The sequence below is a fragment of the Limnochordia bacterium genome, assembly GCA_023230925.1.
Lineage (GTDB): Bacteria > Bacillota > Limnochordia > DUMW01 > DUMW01 > JALNWK01.
The window spans coordinates 44,948-69,991 of sequence record JALNWK010000007.1 but is presented as its reverse complement, the minus strand read 5'-3'; the positions used below and the strand labels follow the sequence as shown (position 1 = coordinate 69,991).

The following is a 25,044-nucleotide window of genomic DNA, read 5'->3' as shown; positions in this document are numbered from 1 at the left end:
CGGCCTTGCCGAAATATGTCTCCTACGAACATTACGTGAGGAGGAAGCGGTTTGAAGTACACGATCGGATTAGATTACGGAACCCAATCGGGACGAGCGCTGCTTGTTGAGGTGGAAACTGGTCGAGAACTGGCCTCGGCTGTCTATAGTTACTCCAACGGTGTTATTGACGAAAGACTCCCTGAAAGTGATATCTTGCTAGGTCCCGATTGGGCACTACAGGATCCGGAGGATTACCTACGGGTACTGAAACAGACTGTTCCTGCGGTGCTGCGGGAAGCTGGAGTTGATCCGGAGGATGTGATTGGTATTGGGGTTGACTTTACCGCTTGCACGATCTTACCCATCGATCAAGAGGGAACCCCCTTATGTATGAAGCCTGAATACCGCCGGAATCCCCACGCATGGGTGAAGCTTTGGAAACATCATGCTGCACAGGCTGAGGCTAACATGCTCAATGAGCTTGCCCGCGCCCGGGGTGAGTCCTTCCTGGAGCGATACGGTGGCAAGATCTCCTCGGAGTGGTTTTTCCCAAAAGTGTTACAGATAATTCACGAGGCCCCCGAGATTTACCGAGCGGCGGATAAGATTATTGAGGCCGCGGACTGGATTGTCCTACAGCTTACAGGGGTCGAGGCCCGTAATGCCTGCACCGCGGGGTACAAGGCTATTTGGTCCCGGCAAGAAGGCTATCCCACGCAGGAGTTTCTCAAGGCGCTGCATCCTGACGTAGAAGACATCGTCCAGGAGAAAATGTCACAGGAGATCTATCCAGCAGGTAGCAAAGCCGGCTACTTGACCGACTACTGGGCCAAGGAACTCGGGCTTACCACAAAGACGGCGGTTGGGGTAGCGATTATTGATGCCCATGTATCAGTACCCGCCACTACCGTTACGGAACCGGAAAAAATGGTGATGGTGATGGGGACTTCTACTTGCCATATGGTTCTATCGGATGAGGAGAGGTTTGTCGAGGGTATGGGTGGTGTGGTGGCGGATGGGATTATACCCGGCTACTATGGCTATGAGCTAGGACAAGCGGCGGTTGGTGATATCTTCGAATGGTTTGTCACAAATTGTGTCCCCGCTGCCTACGAAACGGAAGCCAAGGCCCGGGGGATGAACATCCATCAATTGTTAACTGAGAAGGCGGAAAAACTTGCTGTGGGGCAAAGTGGACTTTTGGCCCTTGATTGGTGGAATGGCAACCGATCTGTTTTGGTTGATGCGGAACTATCAGGTATGATTATTGGGGCGACCTTAAATACGAAGCCCGAGGAAATCTACCGTACCTTAATCGAGGCTACTGCCTTTGGTACGAATAAGATTATTAAGGCTTGTGAGAGCCAGGGTGTAACCATTAAAGAACTTTATGCCTGTGGTGGCTTGCCCGAGAAGAACCGCATGCTGATGCAGATCTATGCCGATGTTACCGGTCGCAAGATCAAGGTGGCCCGTTCAGCCCAAACACCAGCCCTAGGCTCTGCCATGTTTGCTGCGGTGGCCGCTGGTAAGGATGCAGGCGGTTATGATAACATAGTTGACGCTGCCAAGCGGATGGCCGGACTGAAGGATCTAACCTTTAGCCCGAACATGGATAACCATCGGGTTTACGCGGAAATATATGGTGAATATGAAAGACTTCATGACTATTTTGGACGGGGCGAGAATAACGTAATGAAACGGCTAAGACAGCTACGTAAGTAAATGGACTGGAACTTCATAGGACCCCTTTCTTTTGGAAAAGCTATCGCTAGAAAGTGGTGATGCAGGTGACAGAACCGGTACACAAAGGAGCAAAGGTGGTTGTAATCGGCACTGGGATGGTCGGTGCCACGTTTGCGTACACAGCGGTGATGAAAGGACTAATATCCGAGCTTGTACTCATCGATGTGGATCATCAACGGGCAGAGGGAGAGGCCATGGATCTTAATCATTGTCTACCCTTCGCATCTCCCATGAAGATCTATGCAGGCGACTATTCCGATTGTGTCGGGGCCCATATTATCGTTATTACCGCCGGAGCACCACAAAAACCAGGACAGACCCGCCTTGAACTGGCTCAGACTAACACGAAGATCATGCAGGATATCATCCAGCGGGTGATCCACTACAATTCCGACACTATTTTGTTAGTAGCCACCAATCCCGTGGATGTACTTACCCACGCGGCTATTGAGTTTTCTGGTTTTTCACCCCGGCGGGTTATTGGTTCCGGTACGGTGCTAGATACGGCTAGGTTACGCTACCTTATCGCTGAACAGATGGGCTTGGATCCGAGGAGCGTTCATGCCTATGTCATTGGTGAACATGGGGATTCGGAGCTTGTGGTGTGGAGCTCGGCCAATATTGCAGGTATGCGTCTACAGGACTTTTGTCCCGTGTGCCGCTCATATTACAACGGTCCGGTGCTGGAGACAATCTTCGAGAATGTGAAAAATGCAGCCTATGAGATCATCAAGCGCAAGAAAGCTACATACTACGGGATTGCCATGGGCCTTCATAGAATTGTGGAATCCATTCTGCTAGACCAAGGTTCCGTATGGACCGTTTCTACGTTGATCAACGACTATTACGGAATCGACGGAGTATGTTTAGGCCTTCCGGCGGTGATCGACAGTACGGGCATTTCAAAGATACTTAGGATCCCCCTATCCGAGGAAGAAGCGCAATTGCTAGCTGCCTCAGCGGCTATTGTTAAGGAAGTAACCTTGGGTGCTTTGGGACGTCAGCCTAAGCAAGATGGTGTAGTCCGTGACTATGTACTAGACACAAGAGCCGATTAGCAGCGGCTCTTGTGTTTAAACAAGGCCAACCTTAGAATAATTAGTTCTTTGTATTGCTCTAATTCAGCGTTTACTGCCCTGGAAAAGTCAATTGATTTTAGGTACAAACTCTGTACCCTTATTCTAATACTCGCGCTGATCACAGTGGGTATTCCGGTGCTAATTGCTTAGTGAACGCTGCATCCGAAACGCGGCATATTGAGGTAGACGAAGGTGCAACCACGGGATTTCGCAAAAAGAACGAAAAGCTTTACTGGACGTAGCGTTGCAGCAGTCTGTTGCGGCTCTACCGGGAGCGGATGTTGAGCGCGTGGTTCGTTTCGGATCCCATGCACGGGGAACTTGCATTCTAGAAGTGACATTGATCTTATCGTTATTCGGCCCACCGGTAAACTATTTCTACACCGCGCGGATGATCTAATTAGCCTTCTTCCACCGGGCATTCCGGTTGACATGCTTGTTTACATACCTTGGAAATGGGAGCATTTGCGTCATCATCGTAGCTTTCATCATCTAGCCGAGGAGCAGGGGAAGAGACCGTCTGGGGAGATAGTGGCAGAGCTTGCCGGGATGCGAAGCATTTTGATCCAACGTTTAAGACGATGATCCCCCTTGGTGCAAGCCTAGACAAGTATTATATCCCAACGCGTTATCCTGATAGTCTACCCGGCAGAATACCTGCTGAAGCTTTTGACAAGTGGGATGCTGAAAGATCAGTTAGGACAACCCGAAGCAGATTAGCACACGTGCGCGACCGCCTTGAACGCATACAGACTGAGTAACCTGCACGTAACCACATTGCCTTGGCCCAAAGAAACGATACTGTTATTGCTAACCCCGGATGCGATGTCCTCCTGACTCTAAAGGGGATTCCTCTAGCCCGACGACTTTACCCGAGAGCAACTGTGCATAGCTTTACCTGCCCAATCTTTCATAATCTGACGCCGGACGGACCGTCCCATGGACTTGGCCAGAGGGACCTATCGCGTAGACGAGTATCATCTACTCGGTGGGAAGAACCTCAAGGGTTACTGCCTTCCCCTAAGTGGGATCTGGACCACCTATTCGACTGGTTCTTGTTACTCCCACCCTGTAGAACAGTTGGGCCAATTAATCCTTATCAAAGTTTTTCTCACTCTGAGGCAGGGCGGTGTTTGGGCAAAATCCTTTGCGTTCGTTAATTGTGTATTACCAGACAATTCTTGCAGGGAAAAGGGGCGGTTTCATGGAAAAAATGAAACATATACTGTGAGAGAAGTGGTCTGGTTGCTGTGGAGAAAGTTGGGGGTTACCATCATCGTATTGTTTCTGTTATCTGCATGTTTACATAAACCAGATGAGGGCCACCCTGTCCTGTCAGGTAGTTATTGTACACAGCAACCGACGGTACCGGTATCGAGTATCTTAGTGATGACCTATAACATCAACTATGGACGGAGCATGGACGGATCATTGGATTTGGGTGCCACTGGTAAGGTGCTTTCCACTCCCGAACTCCCGGATATTATCGGGTTGCAGGAGGTTGACGTGCGATATGCTCGACGGTCATTAGTGGAGAATCAGCTAAGTACTTTAGCAGAAGGATTAGGCATGCATTATGCCTATGGCCCAGCCCTATCAAAGCTCTGGAACGGATATTTTGGCAACGCAATTTTGAGCAAATATCCTATTGTTGAGGCCTACAATAATCGCTTATCTAAGCAGTTTACCGATGAAGACCGCGCCTTTCTCCACGTTGTGGTCGACGTGCCCGATGTAGGGCTGTTAAATGTGGTCGTTACTCATTTGGGGCTTAATGCTAAGGAGCGGACCCTTCATGTGCAACAGATCCTAGCTTACACGAGGCAGCTTTCCGGTCCGGTGATACTACTTGGGGACTGGAATGCCGAGAAAGAGGAGTCAATTCATCTGTTAGAACAGCACTATACCGACGCAGCAAGTCAATTTGAACGGGATTATGGTACTTTCCCTAGCTCCTCGGCAAAGGGAGCACGGATCGACCGCATCTACCATTCTAAACAACTTTTAGCCTTGGATTATCAAGTGCTTATGGAGCAAGCTTCGGATCATCGACCGGTGGTTGCTAGGTTCGAGTTTAAATAGCAGAGAAAAACACTGAATTCTGTTCAGCAGACTTAGGGTGTCCCGCGTGGTTAACTAAATACCTGGGAACTCTGAAGAAGACCAAATATCCAATCCAGTACCTATGAGTACTAGAAGCCTAATAGGCGCGTAGGAAGTACGGGCGATAAAATACCAAGGCATTCGGGCCAAGGGTTTTTTGCAGGGATGGAGTACAGGCTACAAAGGCAATACTACTCACCTCGTTTGCGACTAGGCTAGTATACGATTTGTCAGTTAGGATATCGGTATGGCCGAGCGAAGGCATGTGGGAATTGCATTATGGTACAATGAAGCATGGGTCGGTCTTTGCGACTAAGGAAAATGCAACAGCGAGGGGAGACTATGTCAACAAGGTCACAAATTAATTGGCTTGGTTTGTTGGGGTTACTAGGTTTTATGGGTTTTTTGAGATCCTACCAAGGGGAACCTCAGTACGTGTTTTTTGCCTTCTTCGGTTTCTTTAGCTTCTTCTTCGTTATGCCTGGAAAGCGGATCAGCCAAAGTGAGCGGATCATATGCAAAGTGAACTCAGTTATTCTATCTATGTTCATGTTGTTGCTGGGAGTACTACTGACTTTGGTAATACTAAATAACAACCTCTTTCACGTTCAACATATCTCAATGAAAGCAGTGGAGCTGGCTGTTGCCCTCCTTTTTGCTTTGGTCTCTATACTTAGGGCAGTCCTGACTTACATCTACAGTAAAGAGTAAGTGCATAGGAAGTCTGCAGGTTTTCTGGCGAGGAGGGTCATCGCCAGAAAACGTATACTTTAGATTGGCTAGTGTGGAAGTAAAGGAGGTGGCTTTCCCGGCATGAGGGGAAATACCAGGTTTAGGAGCGACTATGAAGTTGCCCCTTCAAATGCCAGCGGACAACCAGGTTAGTGAAGGCCTGTTTGTATCGCTTCTGCATTGTTATCATGTACTCACGACGACTTGATTGTGACATTCTCAAAACCCATCCCCTCGGTAAGAATTCGTCGTGAGTGATCCAACCCCTCTTCGGTAAGATTATAAGTGAGTGATTGCGTGTGATTGACGGTTTCGTGACTTGTATGTTAGGATGTATGAAGACAAGCGAATATTGGCTCATCGTGAGAGGTGGAGGGACTGGCCCGATGAAACCCGGCAACCGATGGTATCCCATCAGGTGCTAATTCCTGCAGAATGCAAACCGTTCTGGAAGATAAGATTTCACAAGGTCGGCCTCTTCCGTGAATCGGAGAGGTCGTTTTTTGTATGGGGGGTTGTAATGTTGACTAATAATAAAAGGAACTACCTATTCACTTCTGAGTCGGTGACCGAAGGACATCCTGATAAGATCTGTGATCAGATCTCTGATGCCGTCTTAGACGAGATCATTGCAAAGGACCCGGCCGCTAGAGTGGCCTGTGAGGTGGCTGTAACCACAGGACTCGTGTTAGTGATGGGGGAGATTACCACCTCCTCCTACGTAGATATCCCTAAAATCGCCAGGGATACGGTTCGAGAGATCGGGTACGATCGGGCTAAGTATGGGTTTGATGCGGATACTTGTGCGGTGTTGACCTCGATTGATGAGCAGTCACCGGATATCGCGGTGGGGGTTGAACGAGCCTTGGAGGCCCGCAGTCTTGCCCAGGACGATTGTGAATTAGAGCACTGTGGTGCTGGAGATCAGGGCTTAATGTTTGGATACGCGTGCGATGAAACCCCGGAATTGATGCCTTTGCCCATTTCGCTTGCCCATAAGTTGACCCGAAGGCTAAGTCAAGTAAGGAAGTCTAACAAGTTGCCCTATCTGCGTCCCGATGGCAAATCCCAGGTAACGGTGCAGTACGAAAATGACCGTCCGGTGCGCATCGATACAGTGGTTATTTCCGCCCAGCACAGCCTAGAGGTGAGTCGGGAACAGCTAGAGCAGGATATCGTTGACCAAGTGATTAAGCCCTTAATCCCAAAGGATCTGCTCGATGAACAGACCAAGTATTACATCAACCCCACCGGTCGCTTTGTGGTGGGGGGACCTCAAGGGGATTCGGGTCTTACTGGTCGTAAGATCATCGTAGATACCTATGGAGGTATGGCGAGACACGGAGGAGGGGCCCTATCGGGGAAGGACCCTACCAAGGTGGATCGTTGTGCCGCGTATGCTGCTCGTTACGTGGCGAAGAATATTGTTGCGGCAGGATTGGCTCGTCGGTGTGAAATCCAAGTTGCCTATGCCATTGGGGTGATGCATCCTGTCTCCTTGATGGTTGATAGCTTTGGTACCGGGGTGATTCCCGATGAACAGATTACTGATCTGGTCCGTAAGCATTTTGATTTGCGTCCTGGGGCGATTATCCGAGATTTAGATCTGCGGCGGCCCATCTATAAACAGATTGCAGCCTATGGCCATTTCGGACGGACCGACTTAGATCTACCTTGGGAGAAAACAGACAAAGCAAAGGTCCTAAGGCAGCAAGTCAGCACAGTGACCCGCAAATAAGGCTAACGGAGAAAGGAGGAGTATTCTTGCTGGGTGAACACAAAGATAGTAGTCTAAAGGAAAAAGGCACAAAGCGGATCCTGTGGGCCGATGATGCTATGCCAGTTCTCGGTTCCATTCGTCAGCAATGGGAGGTTACCCGTCCCCTTGAAGGAGTTTGCATTGCCGCTTGTCTACATGTGACCACAGAAACGGCCAATCTCATGAGAACCCTCAAGGCCGGGGGCGCAAAGGTAGCCCTTTGTGCATCAAACCCTCTAAGTACCCAGGATGATGTGGCCAGTGCCCTTAATGAAGTTTTTGAGATTCCTACCTATGCCATACGTGGCGAAGACAATGAGGCGTATTACCGTCACATTAATCAAGTACTTGATTTTGAGCCGATGATCACCATGGATGACGGAGCGGATTTGGTCAATTTCGTCCATACCCAGCGGAAGGAGCTGTTGCCCCGGATTGTGGGTGGTACCGAGGAGACGACCACGGGAGTAGTCCGTCTCACGGCTATGGCCAGTAAGCATGTTTTGCAGTATCCAATCATTGCTGTTAACGATGCCTTAACTAAACATATGTTTGACAATCGGTATGGAACAGGGCAATCTACCCTTGATGGTATTCTCCGAGCGACCAATCACCTTATTTGCGGTACCACCTTCGTGGTAGTTGGCTATGGATGGTGTGGGCGGGGTGTGGCCCGGAGGGCGGCAGGGCTTGGAGCCAATGTGATCGTCACCGAGGTAGATCCCCTCAAGGCCCTGGAGGCTGTAATGGATGGGTACCGCGTGATGCCTTTGGCTGATGCGGCACCTTTGGGTGATATTTTCGTCACTGTGACTGGGAACATCAATGTCATAGATGCCCAGCACTTTGGTCAAATGAAGGACAAGGTGCTGCTAGCCAATTCCGGGCACTTCGATGTAGAGATTAACATCAAGGCCCTAAGGGAGTTAGCTGTTAATGTAGAGGAGTTGCGGGAGCATGTGCTGCAATACACCCTACCGTCTGGTCGGCGGGTTCGGTTGCTAGCGGAGGGGCGGCTAGTTAACCTCTCAGCGGCTGAAGGACACCCTGCACAGGTGATGGATATGAGTTTTGCCAATCAGGCCCTCTCCGTGGAGTATTTGATTACCAACAGTGAGCGATTAGACAACGGAGTATATCCTGTACCGGAACCGATTGATCATAACGTGGCGAAATTGAAACTGGCTAGCTTGAACATCGACATTGACACACTAACACCACAACAAGTGGCATACTTGGCAGACTGGCGGCACGGTACCTAAGATGCATATGTATGCCCAAGAACCCTTGGAGCAAGCCGAGGGTATCACAATAGTAATCTTTCCTCATGGGGAGTACAATAGGATTGAACAAAGCATAGCTAAATGTTATAATATGCGGGAAGTCGGGTGTAGGGATTAGATTCTGCCGGAGTCCATGGGGGGACAAACAGTCCCTATGCCCGATACTCTGACTTCCATATAAAAAGAAGCTAACCTGGCTAGTGTATACCCGATCAAAGGAAATACAGGGAGATAGGTTTAGGGTTGGCTAACCTATAAGGAAAGGTGGGAGAAGTGGTGGATCCCAAGGGAGGGACTACCGCGAGGGAATGATAAAAAGAGCAGAAATAGGCGTATTCGGTGGATCTGGTTTTTATCAGTTAGCGGATGATGTTGAGGAGATTTGGGTGGAGACTCCCTACGGTGCTCCTAGCGATAAAATCGCGTTGACAACCATTGGTGGTAAGCAAGTTGCCTTCTTGCCCCGGCATGGTAAGGAACACATCTACCCGCCCCATATGATCAACTATCGGGCCAATGTCTGGGCTATGAAGCATTTAGGTGTGGAACGTCTCATCGGGCCATGCGCAGCAGGGAGCTTACAGCCTGGAGTTGAACCCGGTGATTTTGTGATCTCCGATCAGTTTGTGAACTTTACCCATGGGCGGAGGGATACCTTCTACGATGGACCTACGACAACACATATTAGTAGTGCAGAACCCTATTGCGGCCAATTAAGGCAACATGCTCTAACCTGTGCTGAACAGATGGGACTTAGTGTTCACTCCCAGGGAACTGTTGTTGTGATCCAAGGGCCCCGTTTTTCATCCCGGGCGGAGAGCCGGTTTTTTGCCGCACAGGGTTGGGAAGTCATTAACATGACTCAGTACCCCGAGGCGATCCTCGCCAGGGAACTGGAGATGTGCTATGTAAACATTGCCTTAATTACCGACTATGATGCGGGACTAGCGGGCAATCCTGACATTTTACCGGTAAGTCATGAAGAGGTAATTCGGGTGTTTAGCGAGAATAATGATCGACTAAGAAACCTAATCTTCAAGATGATCGAAAAGATACCTTCGGATAGAGCGTGCGGATGCAAGGACGCTTTGGGTACGGCGAGAATGTAATAGACCAGTGGTGTGCAGACAAGAAAGCGGGTGGGGCGCGTGGACGATTCCCGGTTGGGAGATTTGCTTGTGGAGTTGGAGCAAACGCAAAGACGCCTTGATGAGATTACTAGGAAAATAGAGAAGACCTTAGATGATCTTCAGTCTACCTCCAAGGAACCACAGGATGCTCAGCAGTCCTTTGGTTCCTCGGACTAAACATGTATTCTAGGACGATTTCCTTCAGCTACCGAGGATAGTAATTGATACATTTTCCCTAAACTAATACAGATAGACACCGATAATTATATGTGAGAGGGCCGCCAATTTACTAACGGGTTTTACTGCGTTGAATTGGAGGCGAGGGGTTGTTGGCCCTTACTAAGGTATTGATCTGCGAACCCAATCATATAGTGCGGGCCGGGCTTGAGTCGATTTTAGGTCAGGAGCCTAGGATCAAGGTCGTTGGGACGGCTATTGACCTCAAGGAAGGCGTTACTAAGGCAGAAGCCCTTAAGCCCCATGTGCTGATTATTAACCTTAGTGAGGAGTCTGTCCAGAATGCACAGTTATTTGCGGCTAGGATTGCTTCTATGCTTGAGGACGTTTTTGTCCTAGGCTTGGTTCCTTTAAATAGCCCCAAGGCATTGGCCCAAGCCTTCTATGCTGGTATAGCCGGATTTGTGCGCCAGGACGTTACCCCTGAGCAATTGGTAAAAGCCATATTGGCGGCGGTTCACAAAAAGAAAAGGTCCCATACGACTAAAAAGGAAACAGGAAAAGCTTCTTCATCTGTGGCAGAGATTCTAACTCGTAGGGAAATGGAAGTTCTCAGGGCAATCGTTGATGGTAAGAGTAATAGGGAAATTGCTGCTGAGCTTTTCATTTCGGAGAAGACCGTTAAAAATCACATCACAAATATGCTCCGAAAGTTGGATGTTCAAGATCGGACACAGGCAGCGGTTTTAGCGTTGCGAGAAGGGGAATTCCGGTAATCGAATATTACAAACGAAAGGGCAAACCTAGCGAAAGCTTGGGACGCAAAGCCGTGAGTCTAAGGCAATGATTGCTATGACTGTCTGGATGCCGAAGAAAACAGTAAAGTCCTGTTCTTTGGTACTGGAAAACAGGACCTTTTTTGTTGTCAGTTTTGGTGGGGGTGATGCTGGCGTTTATGGCGGCAAACGCTGGACGTTATCCCCGCCATTTTTATGCATTAATGCAACCCGCCGCTGTCTTCTAAGCCTATAGAATTGACCGGTTCTCCCGCGCGTGTTAACATATACTTGACCTAGTTGATGGGTGATTGATGAGCAGAGGCGCAGCCCAAACATAGGCCACAGAACTGTAGTGCTCCATGCAAAGGGGATATGCGTAGGGTGAAAATCATTGAGGTTACCAACCTAACTACCGGAAGGACTGTTGCTAAGCGGGTCTGGTTAGCAGATACCATGTTCTTCCGCCTCCGGGGTCTGCTCGGTTGTCAATGTTTAGAAGCAGACCAAGGTCTTTTGCTAGTTCCCTGTGGGAACATTCACACCTTTGGGATGAAGTTTTCCATTGACATTATTCATGGGCAGAGGGATGGAACCGTCTGCAAGATTGTCACGAATCTGCGGCCAAACCGGATCGGCCCCCTTGTGGTTAGGGGGTATTTTGTGCTAGAACTCCCCGCAAATACGGTAAAAGAGCAAGGAATTCAAGTCGGCCATAGACTAAGCTTGCCGTAGCAAACAAAACCGCCCGCCTCAAAGAAACCTCAGGTTTGGCATCATAAACGATGATAGAACAGGCGGTTGATTGCCAAGGTGCAAGTATAGGCCAACTATGCTATGATGTGGGCAAGGCATGCTATTTCAACCCATGGAGGGATCAAGATGCGTTGCCGAATAGGGATTTTTATGTTGGCAATAATGATATTATTGTGTAGTTGTGCCGAAGCCGTAGAGAAAATGCAGGTTACCGCAGCCCAAGCTGAACAGGCCCTAAAGGTTGCTCTAGAATATGCTGAATTTGACTATGTTTACCGGGGACAAAGCTATACAGGGATGCCCTACCGACTTGGTGGAAGAACAACCCTCAGTGAATTAGAAGAAGCACTCATTCTAGGCGAGTCCATCGACAATCTAGGTCTAGATGCATCGGGCCTTGTGGTAAACTGTTACCGGGAGGTTCTCCCCGATGCAAAGTTTCTGTTCAAAAGTGATCAGGGTTTTGTACCAGTCACCGATGTTAATAGCTATGCTCTGTTTAACTGGAACGTAAGTCTACAGCCCTTAGAAGAGCTACGACCGGGGGATTTGATCTTTTTTAAGAGCGAGAAGGGGCGGATCATGGGTGTTGGTATCTTGGTTCGTACGACGATTAACCAAGTGCGTTGCGTTGTAGCTTCGGAGACCTCGGGTAAGATTACGGAAACCGGGATGATGCTTTCAGGCAGCTACTGGAATACCCACTATGCCGGTGGTGGCAGATTAAACTATGTAAAATAGTATTGAGTGTTTGGAATATACATCAGACGGAGGTAGTAAGTTGACCACTATTGAGGGGACTGTTGAGCGGATCACTTACCATAACCAGGATAACGGCTATGCCGTGCTGCGGTTTTTGCCCTACGGAGAGAAGGACATTATTACGGCCGTTGGCCGGTTTCTCGCGGTGGATGTAGGAGAGTCCTTCATTCTTCATGGGGACTGGTATAGTCACCCCGAATATGGTCGCCAGTTCAAAGTTGAGGAGTATCAGTTGATCCTGCCAAAGTCCGAACTGGGTATAGAACGGTATCTGGGCTCGGGCATGATCCGGGGGATTGGTCCAGTTACTGCAAAAAAAATCGTGGACAAGTTTGGCCTAGATACCCTGGAAGTGATTGAGCAGCAGCCTAAGAAGCTTAAAGAAGTAGAGGGAATCGGGGATGCAAGGGTTCGTATGATTCAGGAATCCTTTGCCGCACAAAAGGAAATCCGTAATGTCATGGTTTTCTTGCAGGGGTATCAGATTAGCCCCACTTATGCCGTGAAGATCTATAAGCACTTCGGGGATGCAGCCATTGCCAAGGTGAAGCAGGATCCCTATTGTTTAGCGTGGGAGATCACTGGAATCGGGTTTAAGACAGCAGATCGTATTGCCCAGAATATGGGGATTGGTTCAGATGATCCTAAGCGGGCCCAGGCGGCACTGCTGTACATATTGGATACAGCCATGGAGGATGGGCACGTCTTCCTGGAGGAGCAAGAGCTTATTGCCAGAGCAGAACAGGAGCTACAGATACCGAAGGAAATCGCAATCAAAGCTGTGAGGGAGCTGCAAACAAGGCGGGAGCTTGTCAAGTACGCCTACGAGGAAGGGGTTGCAGTATACAAGCCCCTCATGCTCCATGCGGAAAAGGGTATCGCCGCACGACTACTAGCCCTGGCCCAATCCAGGACAGATCCCCAGATACCGTCTTCCCAACTAGAGATCCTAGTTGCCCAGGCGGAAAAGAGCGAGGGAATTACCCTAGCAGAGCAGCAGAAGCAAGCGGTTATGAGCGCGTTGAATTCTGGTGTTTTGGTGATTACCGGGGGGCCGGGGACTGGCAAAACGACTATAGTTAAGGTGATCTTAGCTCTACTTAAAGATAAGAAAGTGGCCTTAACTTCCCCCACGGGTCGTGCAGCCAAAAGACTTAAGGAGACTACGGGCAAGGACGCGAAGACCATTCACCGACTATTAGAGTTTGGCCTTGATGAGGAGACAGGTCGATTCCGGTTTCAGCGCAATGAGCAGAATCCTTTACACTTCGATGTAGTTGTTGTTGATGAAGCCTCGATGATTGACGTTTTACTTATGAATAATCTACTCAAAGCGATCACACCCCCGGCGCGGTTGATCCTAGTCGGTGATGTTGATCAACTTCCTTCTGTAGGCCCGGGTAATGTGCTAAAGGATATCATTGGATCGCAAGTTGTGGATGTGGTTCGATTAACGCAGATCTTCCGTCAGAAAAGGACTAGTCATATTATCCAGAATGCTCATCGGATAAACGATGGGTCCATGCCCTATCTGGGTAATAGTGGTGATTTTTTCTTTACCTACAAAGAGGATCCCGAACAGGTTGTGGAGACTGTCAAAAGCCTAGTCTCAAAGAGGTTACCCAAGTATCTTAATTGTCATCCCATTAGGGATATCCAGGTGATTAGTCCTATGCGGCGTACCATCACTGGTGTGGACAATCTCAATCATCAATTGCAGGGGACACTGAACCCTCCCACGGAGCATGCCCTGGAGTTAGCTAATGGACAGTTCCGTTTTCGCAAGGGAGATAAGGTCATGCAAATCCGGAACAACTACGAGGCTTTAGTCTTCAATGGGGATATTGGTAGGGTTCGGCATGTTGATCCCGAGGAGCGTCTTTTGAAGATCCTATTTCCTACAGAAGAAGGCTACAAAGAGGTAACCTACGAGGATAGTGACCTGGACCAAATTGTTCTTGCCTATGCTGTTACGGTGCACAAAAGCCAGGGCTCTGAATACCCAGTGGTGGTGATGCCTGTTACGACCCAGCACTTTATTATGCTACAGCGTAATCTGCTCTACACTGCAGTGACCCGGGCGAAGCGGATGGTTGTCTTAGTGGGGACGAAAAAAGCCATTGCTATTGCCGTGAAGAACAACAAGATTGAGATTCGAAACAGTCTGTTGAAGGATTTTCTAAAGGGCGAAGCAAAGCAGTTGGCAATCCAGGAGCTTAACATTAGTTGACTGCCAGCTGTCATATTGTCTACATTGGCCAAAGAAAAGAGGACTTTTTGGTAGGCAGCTCCCATTGGCCGGCCCTGGACTATGCCTATCTGCGCAGAGGTACCCTGCGATCATTTTGGTGTATCTCTCCTCCCCTACCTGCATACCTTGCGCACTTGGTCAAGGAAGAGGCCGCTTCCCTGCTGCGGCAAATACCCCTAAATGCTTTAGACCATAAGCAAGTACAAAAGCTGATCCGCGTTTTGGGCCGTGAGTATTCCTACTCCAACCTCGATGTAAAACAGGTTCCGGTTTCCATAGACCATCGGGCTGAGGATGTCCTTAACCGCGTTGACCAGCTCGGTGCACCAAAGGCACTAGGCGGTCGGTTACTCCTATACCGTGAGGCCAAGTTTTTGTTGGAAAGAGGGGGTCATTGCAGGCACCTTGCCCCCTTGGACTATTTGCATCTTACAGCTTTGATGGAAAAATGCTGGATGTTTCCCGCCATTACGTTTGAACAAGGGACCTGGGTTTGTCACCGATGTGGTAGCCGTACAGGCATTGATCTTGTCCCCTGTGCACGTTGTGGCGAACTCTGTGCCCTCTGTGATAATTGTCGCAGTCTTGGGCTTGTGAGAGGCTGTGATTGGCTCTATGCTTTCGGTTGTTTCCGGGTACCCAAACCCCTTTTTGGGCAACTTTTCTGTTTGGATTATGAGCTTTCGAAGCCCCAGCAGGATGCGGCGCGGAAGGTTGTGGAGTTTACCCAAACCCCGGCAAAGGGTGGTTGTTTAGTCTGGGCTGTCTGTGGAGCAGGGAAGACAGAAGTTGTCTACCCGGCGATGGAATCAGTGCTGAAAACCGGGGGCAAGGTCCTATTTGCAATTCCCCGGCGGGACGTTGTTGCGGAACTGCATCAACGGATTGGGTTGGCCTTCCCTAAGGTTTCTACCACCGCCTTATACGGCGGGGTGAAGGACAGGTATCAAAGGGGTCTTATTACTGTGGCCACCACACATCAGGTGTTGCGTTTCTACCGAGCCTTTGATCTGGTAATTCTTGATGAAATGGATGCTTTCCCCTACCGGGGCTCCGCTATGCTCAAGTTAGGGGTTGAGCGGGCGTGTAAAAAATTTGGTAAGACCATTTATATGAGTGCCACTCCCACCAGTGATCTGATTAAACAGGGCAAAACCGGAAAAATAGAGTTGGCCTTTATTCCCGCTAGGCATCATGGTTATCCCGTTCCTGAACCTCGGCTCGCCATTTATCGCTGGTGTCGTTGGGGCCAGAGTATGAGGGAACGGACCGAATTTGTGAAAGCCTTGGATCAAGAGGTGTTAAGAGGCAACTGGTGGAGAAAGCTTCTCATCTTTGTACCCTTTGTGGCCATGACACGGCCCTTAGCCCTTTTGCTTGCCCAAATGGGCTGGAAAGCAGACTTTTGCTATGCCGGTGATCCATTGCGGCAGCAGAAGATAGAGCAGTTTCGGCAAGGGCAATTGCAGATCCTAGTGGCTACATCCTTACTTGAACGGGGGATTACTATTCCTAGGCTTGATGTGCTAATCTTATTTGCCCATGAATCACGGATCTATGATGCCAGCACCTTAATACAGATGAGCGGACGGGTAGGTAGATCACCTCGCTGGCCCACTGGAGCGGTCCTATTGGCCGCCAACCGGAAGACCTTCGAGATGCAAACATCCCTGAGGACAATTCGGCAGTTCAATGATCGGGCCCAAGCAAAAGGGTACCTTTCCCCTCCAGGGGAAAGGTACCTAAAACAGATGCGTGCTAGAAGTTGTGGTAATAGGTATCCCAGTTGAGGTAACGCGTAAAGGCCTCGTGCAAAACCCGGGCACACGTGCTTAGGGTAATGGCGGCATGGTGTTCAAAACCGTGGGTGCAGATGTATCCCATGAGGGTTTGCAGACCGGGTATTTCTACAGTACCGTATCCGCCGAAGGTATCTAGGGGGTCAGCGGTAACTGTACCTTCGCCGAGGTAGCCTTTGATCTGACCGGTGGCATCGTCGGTGGTAATCCTGGCAAAGGTAAAAGGTCCGCTTTTTATCCGTCCGCACACAGCGCCGTAGGCGTTATCTTGACCAACATCCTTGGCGATGATCCTCTGACAATCCATATGTGCCTTATCCAAGATGCTCTTGGGAAGGTTGCTGCAGTGGAATACCACTGCTTTATTTGGGTCCTCTCCATAGTTGTTGTTCCAGTCAATAATGGCGCTAGGCTGTCCCGCGGCTAGTTGTAGTGCATACATACTAATCAGGCCGGGAATGTCCACCTCACAAGCACTGGGAAGCAAATGATCACTCATCATACTCATCAGGGTGCAGGGTACTACCCCATAGTTCTCCTCCAAAGAGGTCCAACATTGAATTGCTGTTCCCATCAGATGGTTCTCTGCTACCCATTGGTCAATTGCAGCCCCTAGCTTAGCCATGCGCGAAAGACTCTCCTGGCTGACATCGGTGGTTGTAATATACTGCTTAATGCTGTGTAGCTTCTCTTGAACCACCTGATCGGCATCGGATAGGGACCGGGCAGTGCCCAGGATCTCAGATAGATCCACTGGCTCTACGGTGATTCCTGCCCGCTCTAAGATTTTCTCGCTATACCTAACAGTGGTAAAAGCCGCTGGACGCGTGCCGATGGCCCCGACCCTGAGGTTCTTAAGTCCAGCAACAACCCGACATACAGCCCCGAACCAGAGCAGATCTTCCTTGAATTCAGGACTATCTGGGCTTACAGTATGGGAACGGGTCAAAGAGAAGGGGATACCGTATTGCCGCAGGATATTACATACGGAGATCTTGCCACAGAAACTATCCCGCCTCCGACTGATATCCATTTGATTGACTTCATCAGGAAAAGCATGAACCATTACGGGAACCTGGAGACCCGACCAGCGAATGGCATTGGCGATGCTCCTTTCATCACCAAAGTTGGGAAGACTAATCACAATACCGGTGATATCCTCTCGGTGTTCGGCAAATAGTCGCGCACATCTTTGGGCATCTTCCAGATTTTCTATACTGCCCTTTCCGTTGTCTTGGCCGGAAAGGGTTACCACGTCAAAACCCAAGGATTCTAGTATGGTAACCATTTGTTCTTGGCCAGTCTCACACAGGTAACTTGGGAAAACCCCCCGATTACCTACAATTAGCCCTACGGTAAGTTTCTTCATCGACAGACCTCCTATGTACATGTGTTCATTATTTACTAGTTTAGTTCGAGACTGAGGCCGCTTTTCCTGCTTCGAGTTTACATGAATGTTTACTGTAAGCTCGCTAGTCGTGTATGTCTGACTGGTCAGTACCTCGACGGCAGCAGGTTGTAGACTGAGGGTAAGGGACGGTTAGTTACCTTAGCTTGGTAATCCTCATCTACGGTAATCACAATGGAACAGGGTTACTTACCCGATCAAGATGGACCTTGAATTTGGTCTTACCCAGACGCTCCAGGCTGGTACTCTCTATCCTTAGATTCTGCAGAATACTAAGGAGGTCTGTTACGGATGCTTCGGGTATCGAAGTATTTCCGCAAGATGAAGAGTCCCTTGTCCTAATGAGGGACAGCTCCAAAACACCGTCGGCAGAATAGAGTTGATCAAGAAAACCGGTATCAAGACTAATCAAGGTAGTCTTGATGAGACCCTTGGGATTTACATCCAAGGGCAGAAAGGAATACTTCCGGATGAAATACACGGTGTCACTATCTTGGGTCTTCACGTAATAACCGTTTGCCTTTTCACTCTTAGGACTAATGAGGACAGTGGTGGTTGAACCGTTCTCGAGTTTGAACGTCGCAATAAGAGCTGGCTCGTCCAATTGGTAGGCATGGAGATCCTGGACATCATCGAAGAAGTCCACCGCTCGCAGATTTGCATATTCCCAGAGGATGTCGCTCACGGCTGTGTAGTCTGCCAGCTCCTGATAGGGTCGATCCATTTGCCACGATTTTTCGTCTATCTTCGAGAGGACAATGGGTTCTTCATTTAGGCCTTCCAAGGTTAGTCCTTCCACTTCCCAAGGATAGAAATGCACGATGGACTTAGCCCGCAGCTTGTTTAAGGTAAGTTCTGACGGTTCAAGGCCATACAAGAGGTGCTCAGGCACTAGATACACAAGGGTATCATTGATTGATACGTAGTAGTCCTCACCGCTGGCCGCTTTTTGCCCAAAGGATAAGGTAGTTGTTGCATTATCATCTCCTAGGGCGATCATCAGCCATGGCTCGGTAATATGCTCATGCGGCGCCTCCGCGGCTTTGGCGGTCAATCCTATTTCGACAAGAAGCTGGACGAACTTGTTGACGAGGGAGTAGTCGGCCAAGGTGTTTCTAGGAGATAGAAGGTACCAGTCCCGGGTAGGCTCTTGTCGTAGGTCTAATTCAAACTGTCCCTGCTCATGGGTTATCGACAGGCGGGTAATTGTCTTCTCGTTCCATGGGGATATGGCAGATGAAGACTCTTCATTTGCTTGATTGCGAACGGCAAAGTAGATAAACGTACCCAGGGCAATACAAAGCACGATAACAAAAGTAAGGGATTTTTTCACATCCTTCGCCTCCTGAAGTAGGTTAGAATCCCCAGCAAAAATAGTACTAGGGGTATGATGATTACTGAAATAGTATACACAAGCTTCGCTTGGGAACTGGAAAGAATCAGGATCATTGGATCCGTTACTTTTGGGCTGATGGAGATCAGCTCTTCCCGGCCAATAAGCCAGTTCACCGAGTTTAAAAAGAAATCGACGTTGCCCCGAAAGGCAAGCACATTGTTATCCAAAAAAGCGGCATTGCCCATCACGATAAACTTCATGCCAGTGTCTTCCTCGGATACCGCAACAGCTAAGGTGAGGGGACCTGTCTCGTCGCCTTCTTCGAATCTGTTTGTAGCGATGGGCAGCTTCGTCTTGCCGTACGCCTCTGGGCTTGTGGTCAGCAGAGGCTCGAGCACAAAGTCATCTAAGGGTCTGATTTTTAGGCTCCGACTCATGGGCAGTACCATCGCTAAGTTAGTATTGATCAAATCTTTGGTAATAGAGTGGTAAACATACACAGGCATGGGGCTTAAAGGGTCAAAGAAATAGCTCCGTGTTGGATCGGCCACCACGTTTTCCTGCACCAAGACTCCGAAACTTTCCAATAGCGTGCGCAAGGGATAGAGGCTTCCTTGAGAAGTCGGTTCCAGGAGGAATATGGCTCTTCCTCCTCCCTGTAGGTACTGCGCGATTGTCGTTATTTCATTTTCCGCGATTGCCCCCAAGGGTCCTGCTACAATTAACAAGGCTACATCGGTTGGGATGGATCTGGTCTTGGTTAGATCCAGTGTACTGACCTGATAACCCTCGCCCTTTAAGTACTCCACAGCTTTTTTGTATTCGACTTCGATATTCTTTTCCTCATGACCCTCGAGGAAATAGAGGGAATGGTTTCCTGTTTGAACTAAGGACATCATGGCCCGTGTATAGGCCTGTTCGCCGGTAAACTGCAACTGGCCATCGGGTGTGAAGGTGTACAGTTCATAGGCTGGTACACGACGGATCTCATCTCCCGTCAGGAGGATTGTGGTATCTGATTCTATCGCAAATTGCCCAGCTAAGGAAGGATGCGCGTCAGGATCGACAAAGTGGATGTCGATCTTGCTGCTAGCCAGTTGGTACTCTATTAACAGGTTCCTTGCCATGTTCTGCACCTGTAGCTGTAATTGGGTCATCTCACTTTGGCGAAAGAAGACATATACCTGTAAACGCTCCTCCAAGGCATCAAGCCTTTGAAGCACTTGTCTGGTCTGCCTGGATAGGGTCATCTCTCCGGTTCTAGTCATATCTTTCCGATAGCGGTTTTGGGAGACGAGGCTATTGGCAAGGACTAGGCCAACGAGCACGATAAGTGTCATAGTCAAGGCATCAAGACCGGCTTTGGACTGTCTTACCATGGATGAACGGTAAGCGAGGTAGTAGACAATACCAGCAATGCCCAAAAATAGCGGGATCATCCATCTGTAGACCGGTAACCTAGCCAACATCGAAGTGATGCTACCGGCTGCTACGATCACGCCACCAATCCCGCTCATATCTTTAAGGAACTCGCTCATATTCAAGACGCAGGCTATCCCGGTGTTAAGGTTGGGGACGGTTGCGTCTACACCTCCTTTGCAGGTGCCCTGTTGGGGTCCGCTATGCTACACGCCTAAGTCCGCCTGCGGTAATCCACTGCCTGTATGGTCAAAAAGATCATGAAGAAAATGAAGCTTAAGAAGAAAAAGATCTCCGTTGTATCAATGATTCCTCTTTCGAAGGTGCAAAAGTGATCGGCCAAAGAGAGGAATGCAAGGGCGGTACCGATTCTTCCCGGAAGGACTTGGTCGATGCGGCCAATCATCCAGAGCAATAGGAGTATGCCAAAGGAGGTCATCCCGGCGATAACCTGGTTTTCTGTCAAAGAAGACGTAAACAAACCCACAGCAAGATGGGAGCCACCAAGGAGTAGCAGCCCTACGTAGCCGGAGATAATCGGTCCCGGATCTGGGTGACCAAGAAGGGCCAGAAACAATGGATAAATCAATGTGATTACGAGCATGACCACGTAAACAAGCACAACGGCCAAATACTTGCCCACGATTATCTCTGTGATGGAGATTGGCGAGGTCATGAGTAGTTCATCGGTACCGATTCTTCGTTCCTCTGCTATGCTTCTCATAGTCAGTACCGGGGCTACTAAGAGGGAGGTGGAGGCGATACTGCTGAGCACAAATCTCATATCTGCAGTTTGGTAACCGAGCACAATTGCCGAAAACAGATAACCGCAGATAGCCAGAGAAATTCCCATAACCACATAAGTTACCGGTGAGTGGAAATAGGTTTCTACATCCTTCCGGAATATGCACCAAACCTTATGCATCCTCCTCCACCTCCTTATCCTCCGTGGTAAGCTCCAGGAAGACTTCCTCCAAACTGAGCTTGATCGGACGTATTTCTAGAATAGGACAGCGGATATCTGACATTTGGAAGAATAATCTCTCCCGGATATCCGTTGTCAGGGTACTATCAATATAGTAGTTCCATTCATGTTGTCCCGATACTTCGGCTGTGATCCCTACGACACCATCAATGGCCGCGATCCGTCCTTCGACGATGTCCTGGGGACCTTTGATTTTAGCTAAGATGCGTTGGGTTCCCTGAATCGCCCGCGCTAAGCCATCGGGAGAATCAATAGCCACAAGCTTGCCCCGATCGATGATGACTACCTTGTCACAGACCATGCTAACCTCGGGTAAGACATGGGAACTGAGGATCACCGTGTGTTCACCGGCTAGACTTCTGATCAATTGGCGGACTTCGCTGATCTGTTTTGGATCAAGGCTATTTGTTGGCTCATCAAAGATAAGCACATCGGGGCGCCCTAACATGGCTTGGGCTAGACCGAGCCGTTGCCTGTAATCCTTTGAGCAGTTGCCAATAAGCCGGAGGTAGACGTCTTCAATACTGGTTAGGTCAATGACCCGTTCTATTTCATCCTTCCTTCGTTTAGGACCAATGCCTTTAAGACCAGCAACAAAGGTGAGGTAGGACTTTACGGTCATATCGGGATAGACTGGTGGGTTCTCCGGTGCATAGCCAATCCTAGACTTTGCGTCCCTACCCTGATAGAATATGTCATATCCAGCAACTTCAACAGAACCCGATGTCGGTGGCAAGTAGCCGGTAATCACACGAATTGTTGTGGTTTTGCCAGCACCGTTTGGTCCTAGCAGACCGACAATTTCGCCTTTAGCAACAGTGAAACTTAAGTCCTCAATGCCGTAGTGACCGCCATATTGTTTTGTTAGGTTTACGACTTTGATCACAGATATTGACCCCCTTTTTTCAGCCTAGGATGCTCAAGCTGAGAACATGGAAAGGGATATGCTAGCTAAAGAAGGCAAAATCATGATGGAAATGGGTTCGAAATTGTGCTATCAGGCCCTATTTTAGCAGGAAAACGTTCCATTGTCTAACTGCGGAGGAACTTTCCAACGGATGTGGCTTGCTGTATAACGCAAAAGGTATTTAGGTATGCTTTAGCGAAAAACTATAAGATATATACGAAAGAGATAGGTGATAACAGGTGCCTGAGTTGATTACTCTTGGGGAAAGCATGGTAGTATTTAGCCCTAACACAACAGGTCCCCTTCGATACGTCCATGAGTTTTCTAAACACGTGGCTGGTGCTGAATCCAATGTGTGTATGGGACTGACGCGTTTGGGGCATAGCGCAGGGTTAATCGCCAGATTTGGCGATGATGAATTTGGACATTACATTGTCAATACCTTACGGGGTGAAGGTGTTGATGTTTCCCAGGTTGTCTTTGACCCCACAAGACCCACTGGGATCTATTTCAAGGAGCGTCGTCTCCCCGGTCAGATTAACGTATATTACTGGAGACACGGTTCAGCTGGCGGTTTTCTACAGCCTGCGGATCTTAACGAGGATTACTTCTCTACGGCAAAGATTCTTCATTTAACAGGGATTACACCAGCGCTAAGTAAGTCCTGTAGGGAGATGGTCTTTGCCGCTATCGAGATGGCGCGCAAACATGGACTTCTTGTGAGCTTTGACCCTAACATTCGCTTGAAGCTTTGGGGAAAAGATGAAGCAAGACAAGTGTTAACGGAGATCATCCCCAAGGTTGATCTACTTTTGCCGGGACTAGGTGAGGGGGAGATCCTCTTCGGGGTAGACACTCCCGAGGAGATCGTGCAAGCAGCAAGTAACCTTGGCGTATCCAGGGTGGTAGTGAAACTAGGTCCTTCCGGTTGTTATGTCTGGGATCAAAAACCCGTTGGGTTTGTGCCGGGTTACGTGATTAAGGATGTGGTGGACCCTGTAGGCGCTGGCGATGGCTTTGCCGCAGGATTGCTGAGCGGTCTTTTACAGGGCTTGAGTCTGCGCGATGCCGCCGACTTGGGCAATGCGGTTGGTGCCTATGCCACGACGACCATTGGAGACGCTGAAGGGTTACCCAGTCGCAGTGAGCTTGCCTCCTTCTTAACACGAGCCGACGAAGTGGAGCGATAGCAGTGAAAGAAGCTGTACGAGACATCCATGTGGGTCAGATAGCCCAGACTGTGGCTGAGTTATCCATAGAAGCGAATACTCGGGTGGGGACTGATGTAATCCAGGCGCTGGAAAAGGCCGTAGGCGAGGAAGAATCACCCCTTGGGAAAAGGGTGTTGCATCAGTTGCTAGATAACCACCGACTCGCGGCCCAAGCAGGCGTTCCCGTCTGCCAGGATACGGGTACAGCGGTTGTGTTTTTGGAAATAGGTCAGGATGTTCATCTAGTTGGCGGAGACTTGACTGAAGCGGTGAATCAGGGGATTGCCCAAGGTTACCTGGAAGGCTACTTGCGTAAATCTATGGTTAGCGATCCCTTAATCCGGGAAAACACAAGCAATAATACACCGGGTATTTTGCATACCCGGATCATTTCCGGGGACCGGCTGCGCATCACCGTTGCGCCAAAAGGGGGAGGCAGTGAAAACATGAGTTTTTTACGGATGCTACCTCCTTCCACTAATCGGGAGGAACTGATTGGTTTTGTCGTCGAACAGGTGAAGACCGCAGGGGCAAATCCCTGTCCCCCCATCATTGTGGGGGTGGGGATTGGCGGCAATTTCGAGTATGCCGCTTACTTAGCCAAGTATGCTCTTTTGCGTCCCGTAGGTACCCCCAATGCTGATCCCCTATATGCCCAACTGGAGCTTGATTTACTTCGGGAGATTAATAAACTAGGGATTGGTCCCCAAGGCTTTGGGGGCACAGTTACGGCTCTTGCTGTCCATGTTGAGACCTATCCCTGTCATATTACCGGGATGCCTGTGGGAATAAATATTAATTGTCATGCAGCCCGCCATGCTTCACGGGTACTCTAGGAGGGGGTTGAATCCTTTGAATGTGTACCGACTTAGCGCTCCTGTCACCAAGAAGATGTTAACCCAGCTGCGTAGCGGGGACCAGGTTCTAATTAGCGGTGTGGTCTATACCGCAAGAGATGCGGCCCATAAACGTCTTTACCGACTATTGGCGCAAGGGCAGCAATTGCCTGTGGATCTACGGGGCCAGATCATTTATTATACAGGACCTACTCCGGCGAAACCATCGGCGATTACCGGTTCCATTGGGCCGACGACAAGCTACCGGATGGACCCCTATACGCCTGCTTTGTTGGAGTATGGTGTGAAAGTAATCATGGGCAAGGGATCGAGAAGTCAATCAGTTAAGGACGCGTTGATCCAGTGGAAAGGCGTTTATCTGGCAGCCATTGGCGGTGCCGCGGCTTTACTGGCCAAAAGTGTTACCAGTTGTCAGGTGGTGGCTTACGCTGATCTAGGGCCAGAGGCGATTAGAAGGCTGGAGGTAGTGGACTTTCCGGCCATTGTGGTCAATGATACATACGGGAATGATCTATATTTGGAGGGAGTTCGGCGGTACCGTAAGGAAAGCCAGGACGACGGGAAGGACTAGCTTTCCTTACGGTTA

At 49.3% G+C, this 25,044-nt stretch carries 22 protein-coding genes and 2 riboswitches; of the genes, 17 read left to right on the top strand and 5 right to left on the bottom strand.

The annotated features are described in order from the left end of the window. Positions 1 to 51: 51 nt before the first annotated feature. The 14 genes from M0Q40_02595 (at position 52) to M0Q40_02530 (ending at position 16,326) form a co-directional block, all read left to right on the top strand. Positions 52 to 1,707 carry a ribulokinase gene (locus M0Q40_02595; protein MCK9221505.1) on the top strand — a complete coding sequence of 552 codons (1,656 nt, stop codon included), beginning with the start codon at positions 52 to 54 and terminating at the stop codon, positions 1,705 to 1,707. A gap of 116 nt (positions 1,708 to 1,823) precedes the next feature. Beyond that, positions 1,824 to 2,786 (top strand): L-lactate dehydrogenase, encoded by a 963-nt coding sequence (locus M0Q40_02590; protein ID MCK9221504.1) that lies wholly within the window; start codon positions 1,824 to 1,826, stop codon positions 2,784 to 2,786. 342 nt (positions 2,787 to 3,128) lie between these two features. Next, on the top strand, positions 3,129 to 3,392 hold the full coding sequence (locus M0Q40_02585; GenBank protein ID MCK9221503.1) for a hypothetical protein: 264 nt from the start codon (positions 3,129 to 3,131) through the stop codon (positions 3,390 to 3,392). A 660-nt stretch (positions 3,393 to 4,052) separates the two neighbouring features. After that, on the top strand, positions 4,053 to 4,889 hold the full coding sequence (locus M0Q40_02580; protein MCK9221502.1) for an endonuclease/exonuclease/phosphatase family protein: 837 nt from the start codon (positions 4,053 to 4,055) through the stop codon (positions 4,887 to 4,889). 363 nt (positions 4,890 to 5,252) lie between these two features. After that, positions 5,253 to 5,621, top strand: coding sequence for a DUF3796 domain-containing protein (locus M0Q40_02575; GenBank protein ID MCK9221501.1), 369 nt, complete (start codon positions 5,253 to 5,255; stop codon positions 5,619 to 5,621). Positions 5,622 to 5,996: 375 nt separating this feature from the next. Continuing rightward, positions 5,997 to 6,103, top strand: a riboswitch (SAM riboswitch). Between the two features lie 62 nt (positions 6,104 to 6,165). Beyond that, positions 6,166 to 7,380, top strand: coding sequence for a methionine adenosyltransferase (metK, locus tag M0Q40_02570; protein ID MCK9221500.1), 1,215 nt, complete (start codon positions 6,166 to 6,168; stop codon positions 7,378 to 7,380). A 29-nt stretch (positions 7,381 to 7,409) separates the two neighbouring features. After that, positions 7,410 to 8,663 (top strand): adenosylhomocysteinase, encoded by a 1,254-nt coding sequence (locus M0Q40_02565; GenBank protein MCK9221499.1) that lies wholly within the window; start codon positions 7,410 to 7,412, stop codon positions 8,661 to 8,663. Positions 8,664 to 8,992: 329 nt separating this feature from the next. Continuing rightward, positions 8,993 to 9,793, top strand: a complete 801-nt coding sequence (locus tag M0Q40_02560; GenBank protein ID MCK9221498.1) for an S-methyl-5'-thioadenosine phosphorylase — start codon at positions 8,993 to 8,995, stop codon at positions 9,791 to 9,793. A gap of 12 nt (positions 9,794 to 9,805) precedes the next feature. Continuing rightward, the gene (locus tag M0Q40_02555; GenBank protein ID MCK9221497.1) at positions 9,806 to 9,991 is read left to right on the top strand and encodes a hypothetical protein; all 186 of its coding nucleotides are present in this window, start codon (positions 9,806 to 9,808) and stop codon (positions 9,989 to 9,991) included. A 149-nt stretch (positions 9,992 to 10,140) separates the two neighbouring features. Further along, positions 10,141 to 10,767, top strand: coding sequence for a response regulator transcription factor (locus tag M0Q40_02550; protein ID MCK9221496.1), 627 nt, complete (start codon positions 10,141 to 10,143; stop codon positions 10,765 to 10,767). 10 nt (positions 10,768 to 10,777) lie between these two features. After that, positions 10,778 to 10,863, top strand: a riboswitch (cyclic di-GMP riboswitch). 279 nt (positions 10,864 to 11,142) lie between these two features. After that, on the top strand, positions 11,143 to 11,502 hold the full coding sequence (locus M0Q40_02545) for a DUF192 domain-containing protein (GenBank protein MCK9221495.1): 360 nt from the start codon (positions 11,143 to 11,145) through the stop codon (positions 11,500 to 11,502). Between the two features lie 147 nt (positions 11,503 to 11,649). Further along, on the top strand, positions 11,650 to 12,264 hold the full coding sequence (locus M0Q40_02540; GenBank protein ID MCK9221494.1) for a C40 family peptidase: 615 nt from the start codon (positions 11,650 to 11,652) through the stop codon (positions 12,262 to 12,264). Between the two features lie 40 nt (positions 12,265 to 12,304). Then, on the top strand, positions 12,305 to 14,515 hold the full coding sequence (locus M0Q40_02535) for an ATP-dependent RecD-like DNA helicase (protein ID MCK9221493.1): 2,211 nt from the start codon (positions 12,305 to 12,307) through the stop codon (positions 14,513 to 14,515). Then, on the top strand, positions 14,512 to 16,326 hold the full coding sequence (locus tag M0Q40_02530; protein MCK9221492.1) for a DEAD/DEAH box helicase family protein: 1,815 nt from the start codon (positions 14,512 to 14,514) through the stop codon (positions 16,324 to 16,326). Before M0Q40_02535 ends, M0Q40_02530 begins: the two co-directional genes overlap by 4 nt. Here M0Q40_02530 and M0Q40_02525 read toward each other — a convergent pair. The 5 genes from M0Q40_02525 to M0Q40_02505 form a co-directional block, all read right to left on the bottom strand. Beyond that, a complete protein-coding gene (locus M0Q40_02525) occupies positions 16,295 to 17,704 on the bottom strand; it encodes an L-fucose/L-arabinose isomerase family protein (GenBank protein ID MCK9221491.1) in 1,410 nt (469 codons plus the stop codon). The two genes, M0Q40_02530 and M0Q40_02525, sit on opposite strands and share 32 nt — an antisense overlap. Before the next feature lie 208 nt (positions 17,705 to 17,912). Next, positions 17,913 to 19,076: a DUF4340 domain-containing protein gene (locus M0Q40_02520; GenBank protein MCK9221490.1), complete on the bottom strand. Its 1,164-nt coding sequence runs from the start codon at positions 19,074 to 19,076 to the stop codon at positions 17,913 to 17,915. Beyond that, a complete protein-coding gene (locus M0Q40_02515; protein ID MCK9221489.1) occupies positions 19,073 to 20,617 on the bottom strand; it encodes a GldG family protein in 1,545 nt (514 codons plus the stop codon). Before M0Q40_02515 ends, M0Q40_02520 begins: the two co-directional genes overlap by 4 nt. A gap of 95 nt (positions 20,618 to 20,712) precedes the next feature. Next, complete coding sequence (locus M0Q40_02510) at positions 20,713 to 21,423, bottom strand: ABC transporter permease (GenBank protein MCK9221488.1); 711 nt, start codon at positions 21,421 to 21,423, stop codon at positions 20,713 to 20,715. Next, positions 21,416 to 22,369: an ABC transporter ATP-binding protein gene (locus tag M0Q40_02505; protein ID MCK9221487.1), complete on the bottom strand. Its 954-nt coding sequence runs from the start codon at positions 22,367 to 22,369 to the stop codon at positions 21,416 to 21,418. The genes M0Q40_02510 and M0Q40_02505 overlap by 8 nt, the downstream gene beginning before the upstream one ends. Before the next feature lie 260 nt (positions 22,370 to 22,629). Here M0Q40_02505 and M0Q40_02500 point away from each other — a divergent pair, with 260 nt between their 5' ends. Genes M0Q40_02500 through M0Q40_02490 form a run of 3 tightly spaced genes read left to right on the top strand, consistent with a single transcriptional unit; the run spans position 22,630 to position 25,029 of the window. Then, the gene (locus tag M0Q40_02500) at positions 22,630 to 23,580 is read left to right on the top strand and encodes a sugar kinase (protein ID MCK9221486.1); all 951 of its coding nucleotides are present in this window, start codon (positions 22,630 to 22,632) and stop codon (positions 23,578 to 23,580) included. A gap of 2 nt (positions 23,581 to 23,582) precedes the next feature. Next, a complete protein-coding gene (locus M0Q40_02495) occupies positions 23,583 to 24,437 on the top strand; it encodes a fumarate hydratase (GenBank protein MCK9221485.1) in 855 nt (284 codons plus the stop codon). A gap of 16 nt (positions 24,438 to 24,453) precedes the next feature. Further along, positions 24,454 to 25,029, top strand: coding sequence for a Fe-S-containing hydro-lyase (locus tag M0Q40_02490; GenBank protein MCK9221484.1), 576 nt, complete (start codon positions 24,454 to 24,456; stop codon positions 25,027 to 25,029). Positions 25,030 to 25,044 lie beyond the last annotated feature (15 nt).

Bases quoted from the DNA above. Each gene is read 5' to 3' on its own strand.
- M0Q40_02590 (MCK9221504.1), top strand. From the start codon at position 1,824: ATGGTCGGTGCCACGTTTGCGTACACAGCGGTGATGAAAGGACTAATA.
- M0Q40_02575 (MCK9221501.1), top strand. From the start codon at position 5,253: ATGTCAACAAGGTCACAAATTAATTGGCTTGGTTTGTTGGGGTTACTA.
- M0Q40_02560 (MCK9221498.1), top strand. From the start codon at position 8,993: ATGATAAAAAGAGCAGAAATAGGCGTATTCGGTGGATCTGGTTTTTAT.
- M0Q40_02545 (MCK9221495.1), top strand. From the start codon at position 11,143: ATGCGTAGGGTGAAAATCATTGAGGTTACCAACCTAACTACCGGAAGG.
- M0Q40_02540 (MCK9221494.1), top strand. From the start codon at position 11,650: ATGCGTTGCCGAATAGGGATTTTTATGTTGGCAATAATGATATTATTG.
- M0Q40_02525 (MCK9221491.1), bottom strand. From the start codon at position 17,704: ATGAAGAAACTTACCGTAGGGCTAATTGTAGGTAATCGGGGGGTTTTC.
- M0Q40_02515 (MCK9221489.1), bottom strand. From the start codon at position 20,617: ATGAGCGAGTTCCTTAAAGATATGAGCGGGATTGGTGGCGTGATCGTA.
- M0Q40_02510 (MCK9221488.1), bottom strand. From the start codon at position 21,423: ATGCATAAGGTTTGGTGCATATTCCGGAAGGATGTAGAAACCTATTTC.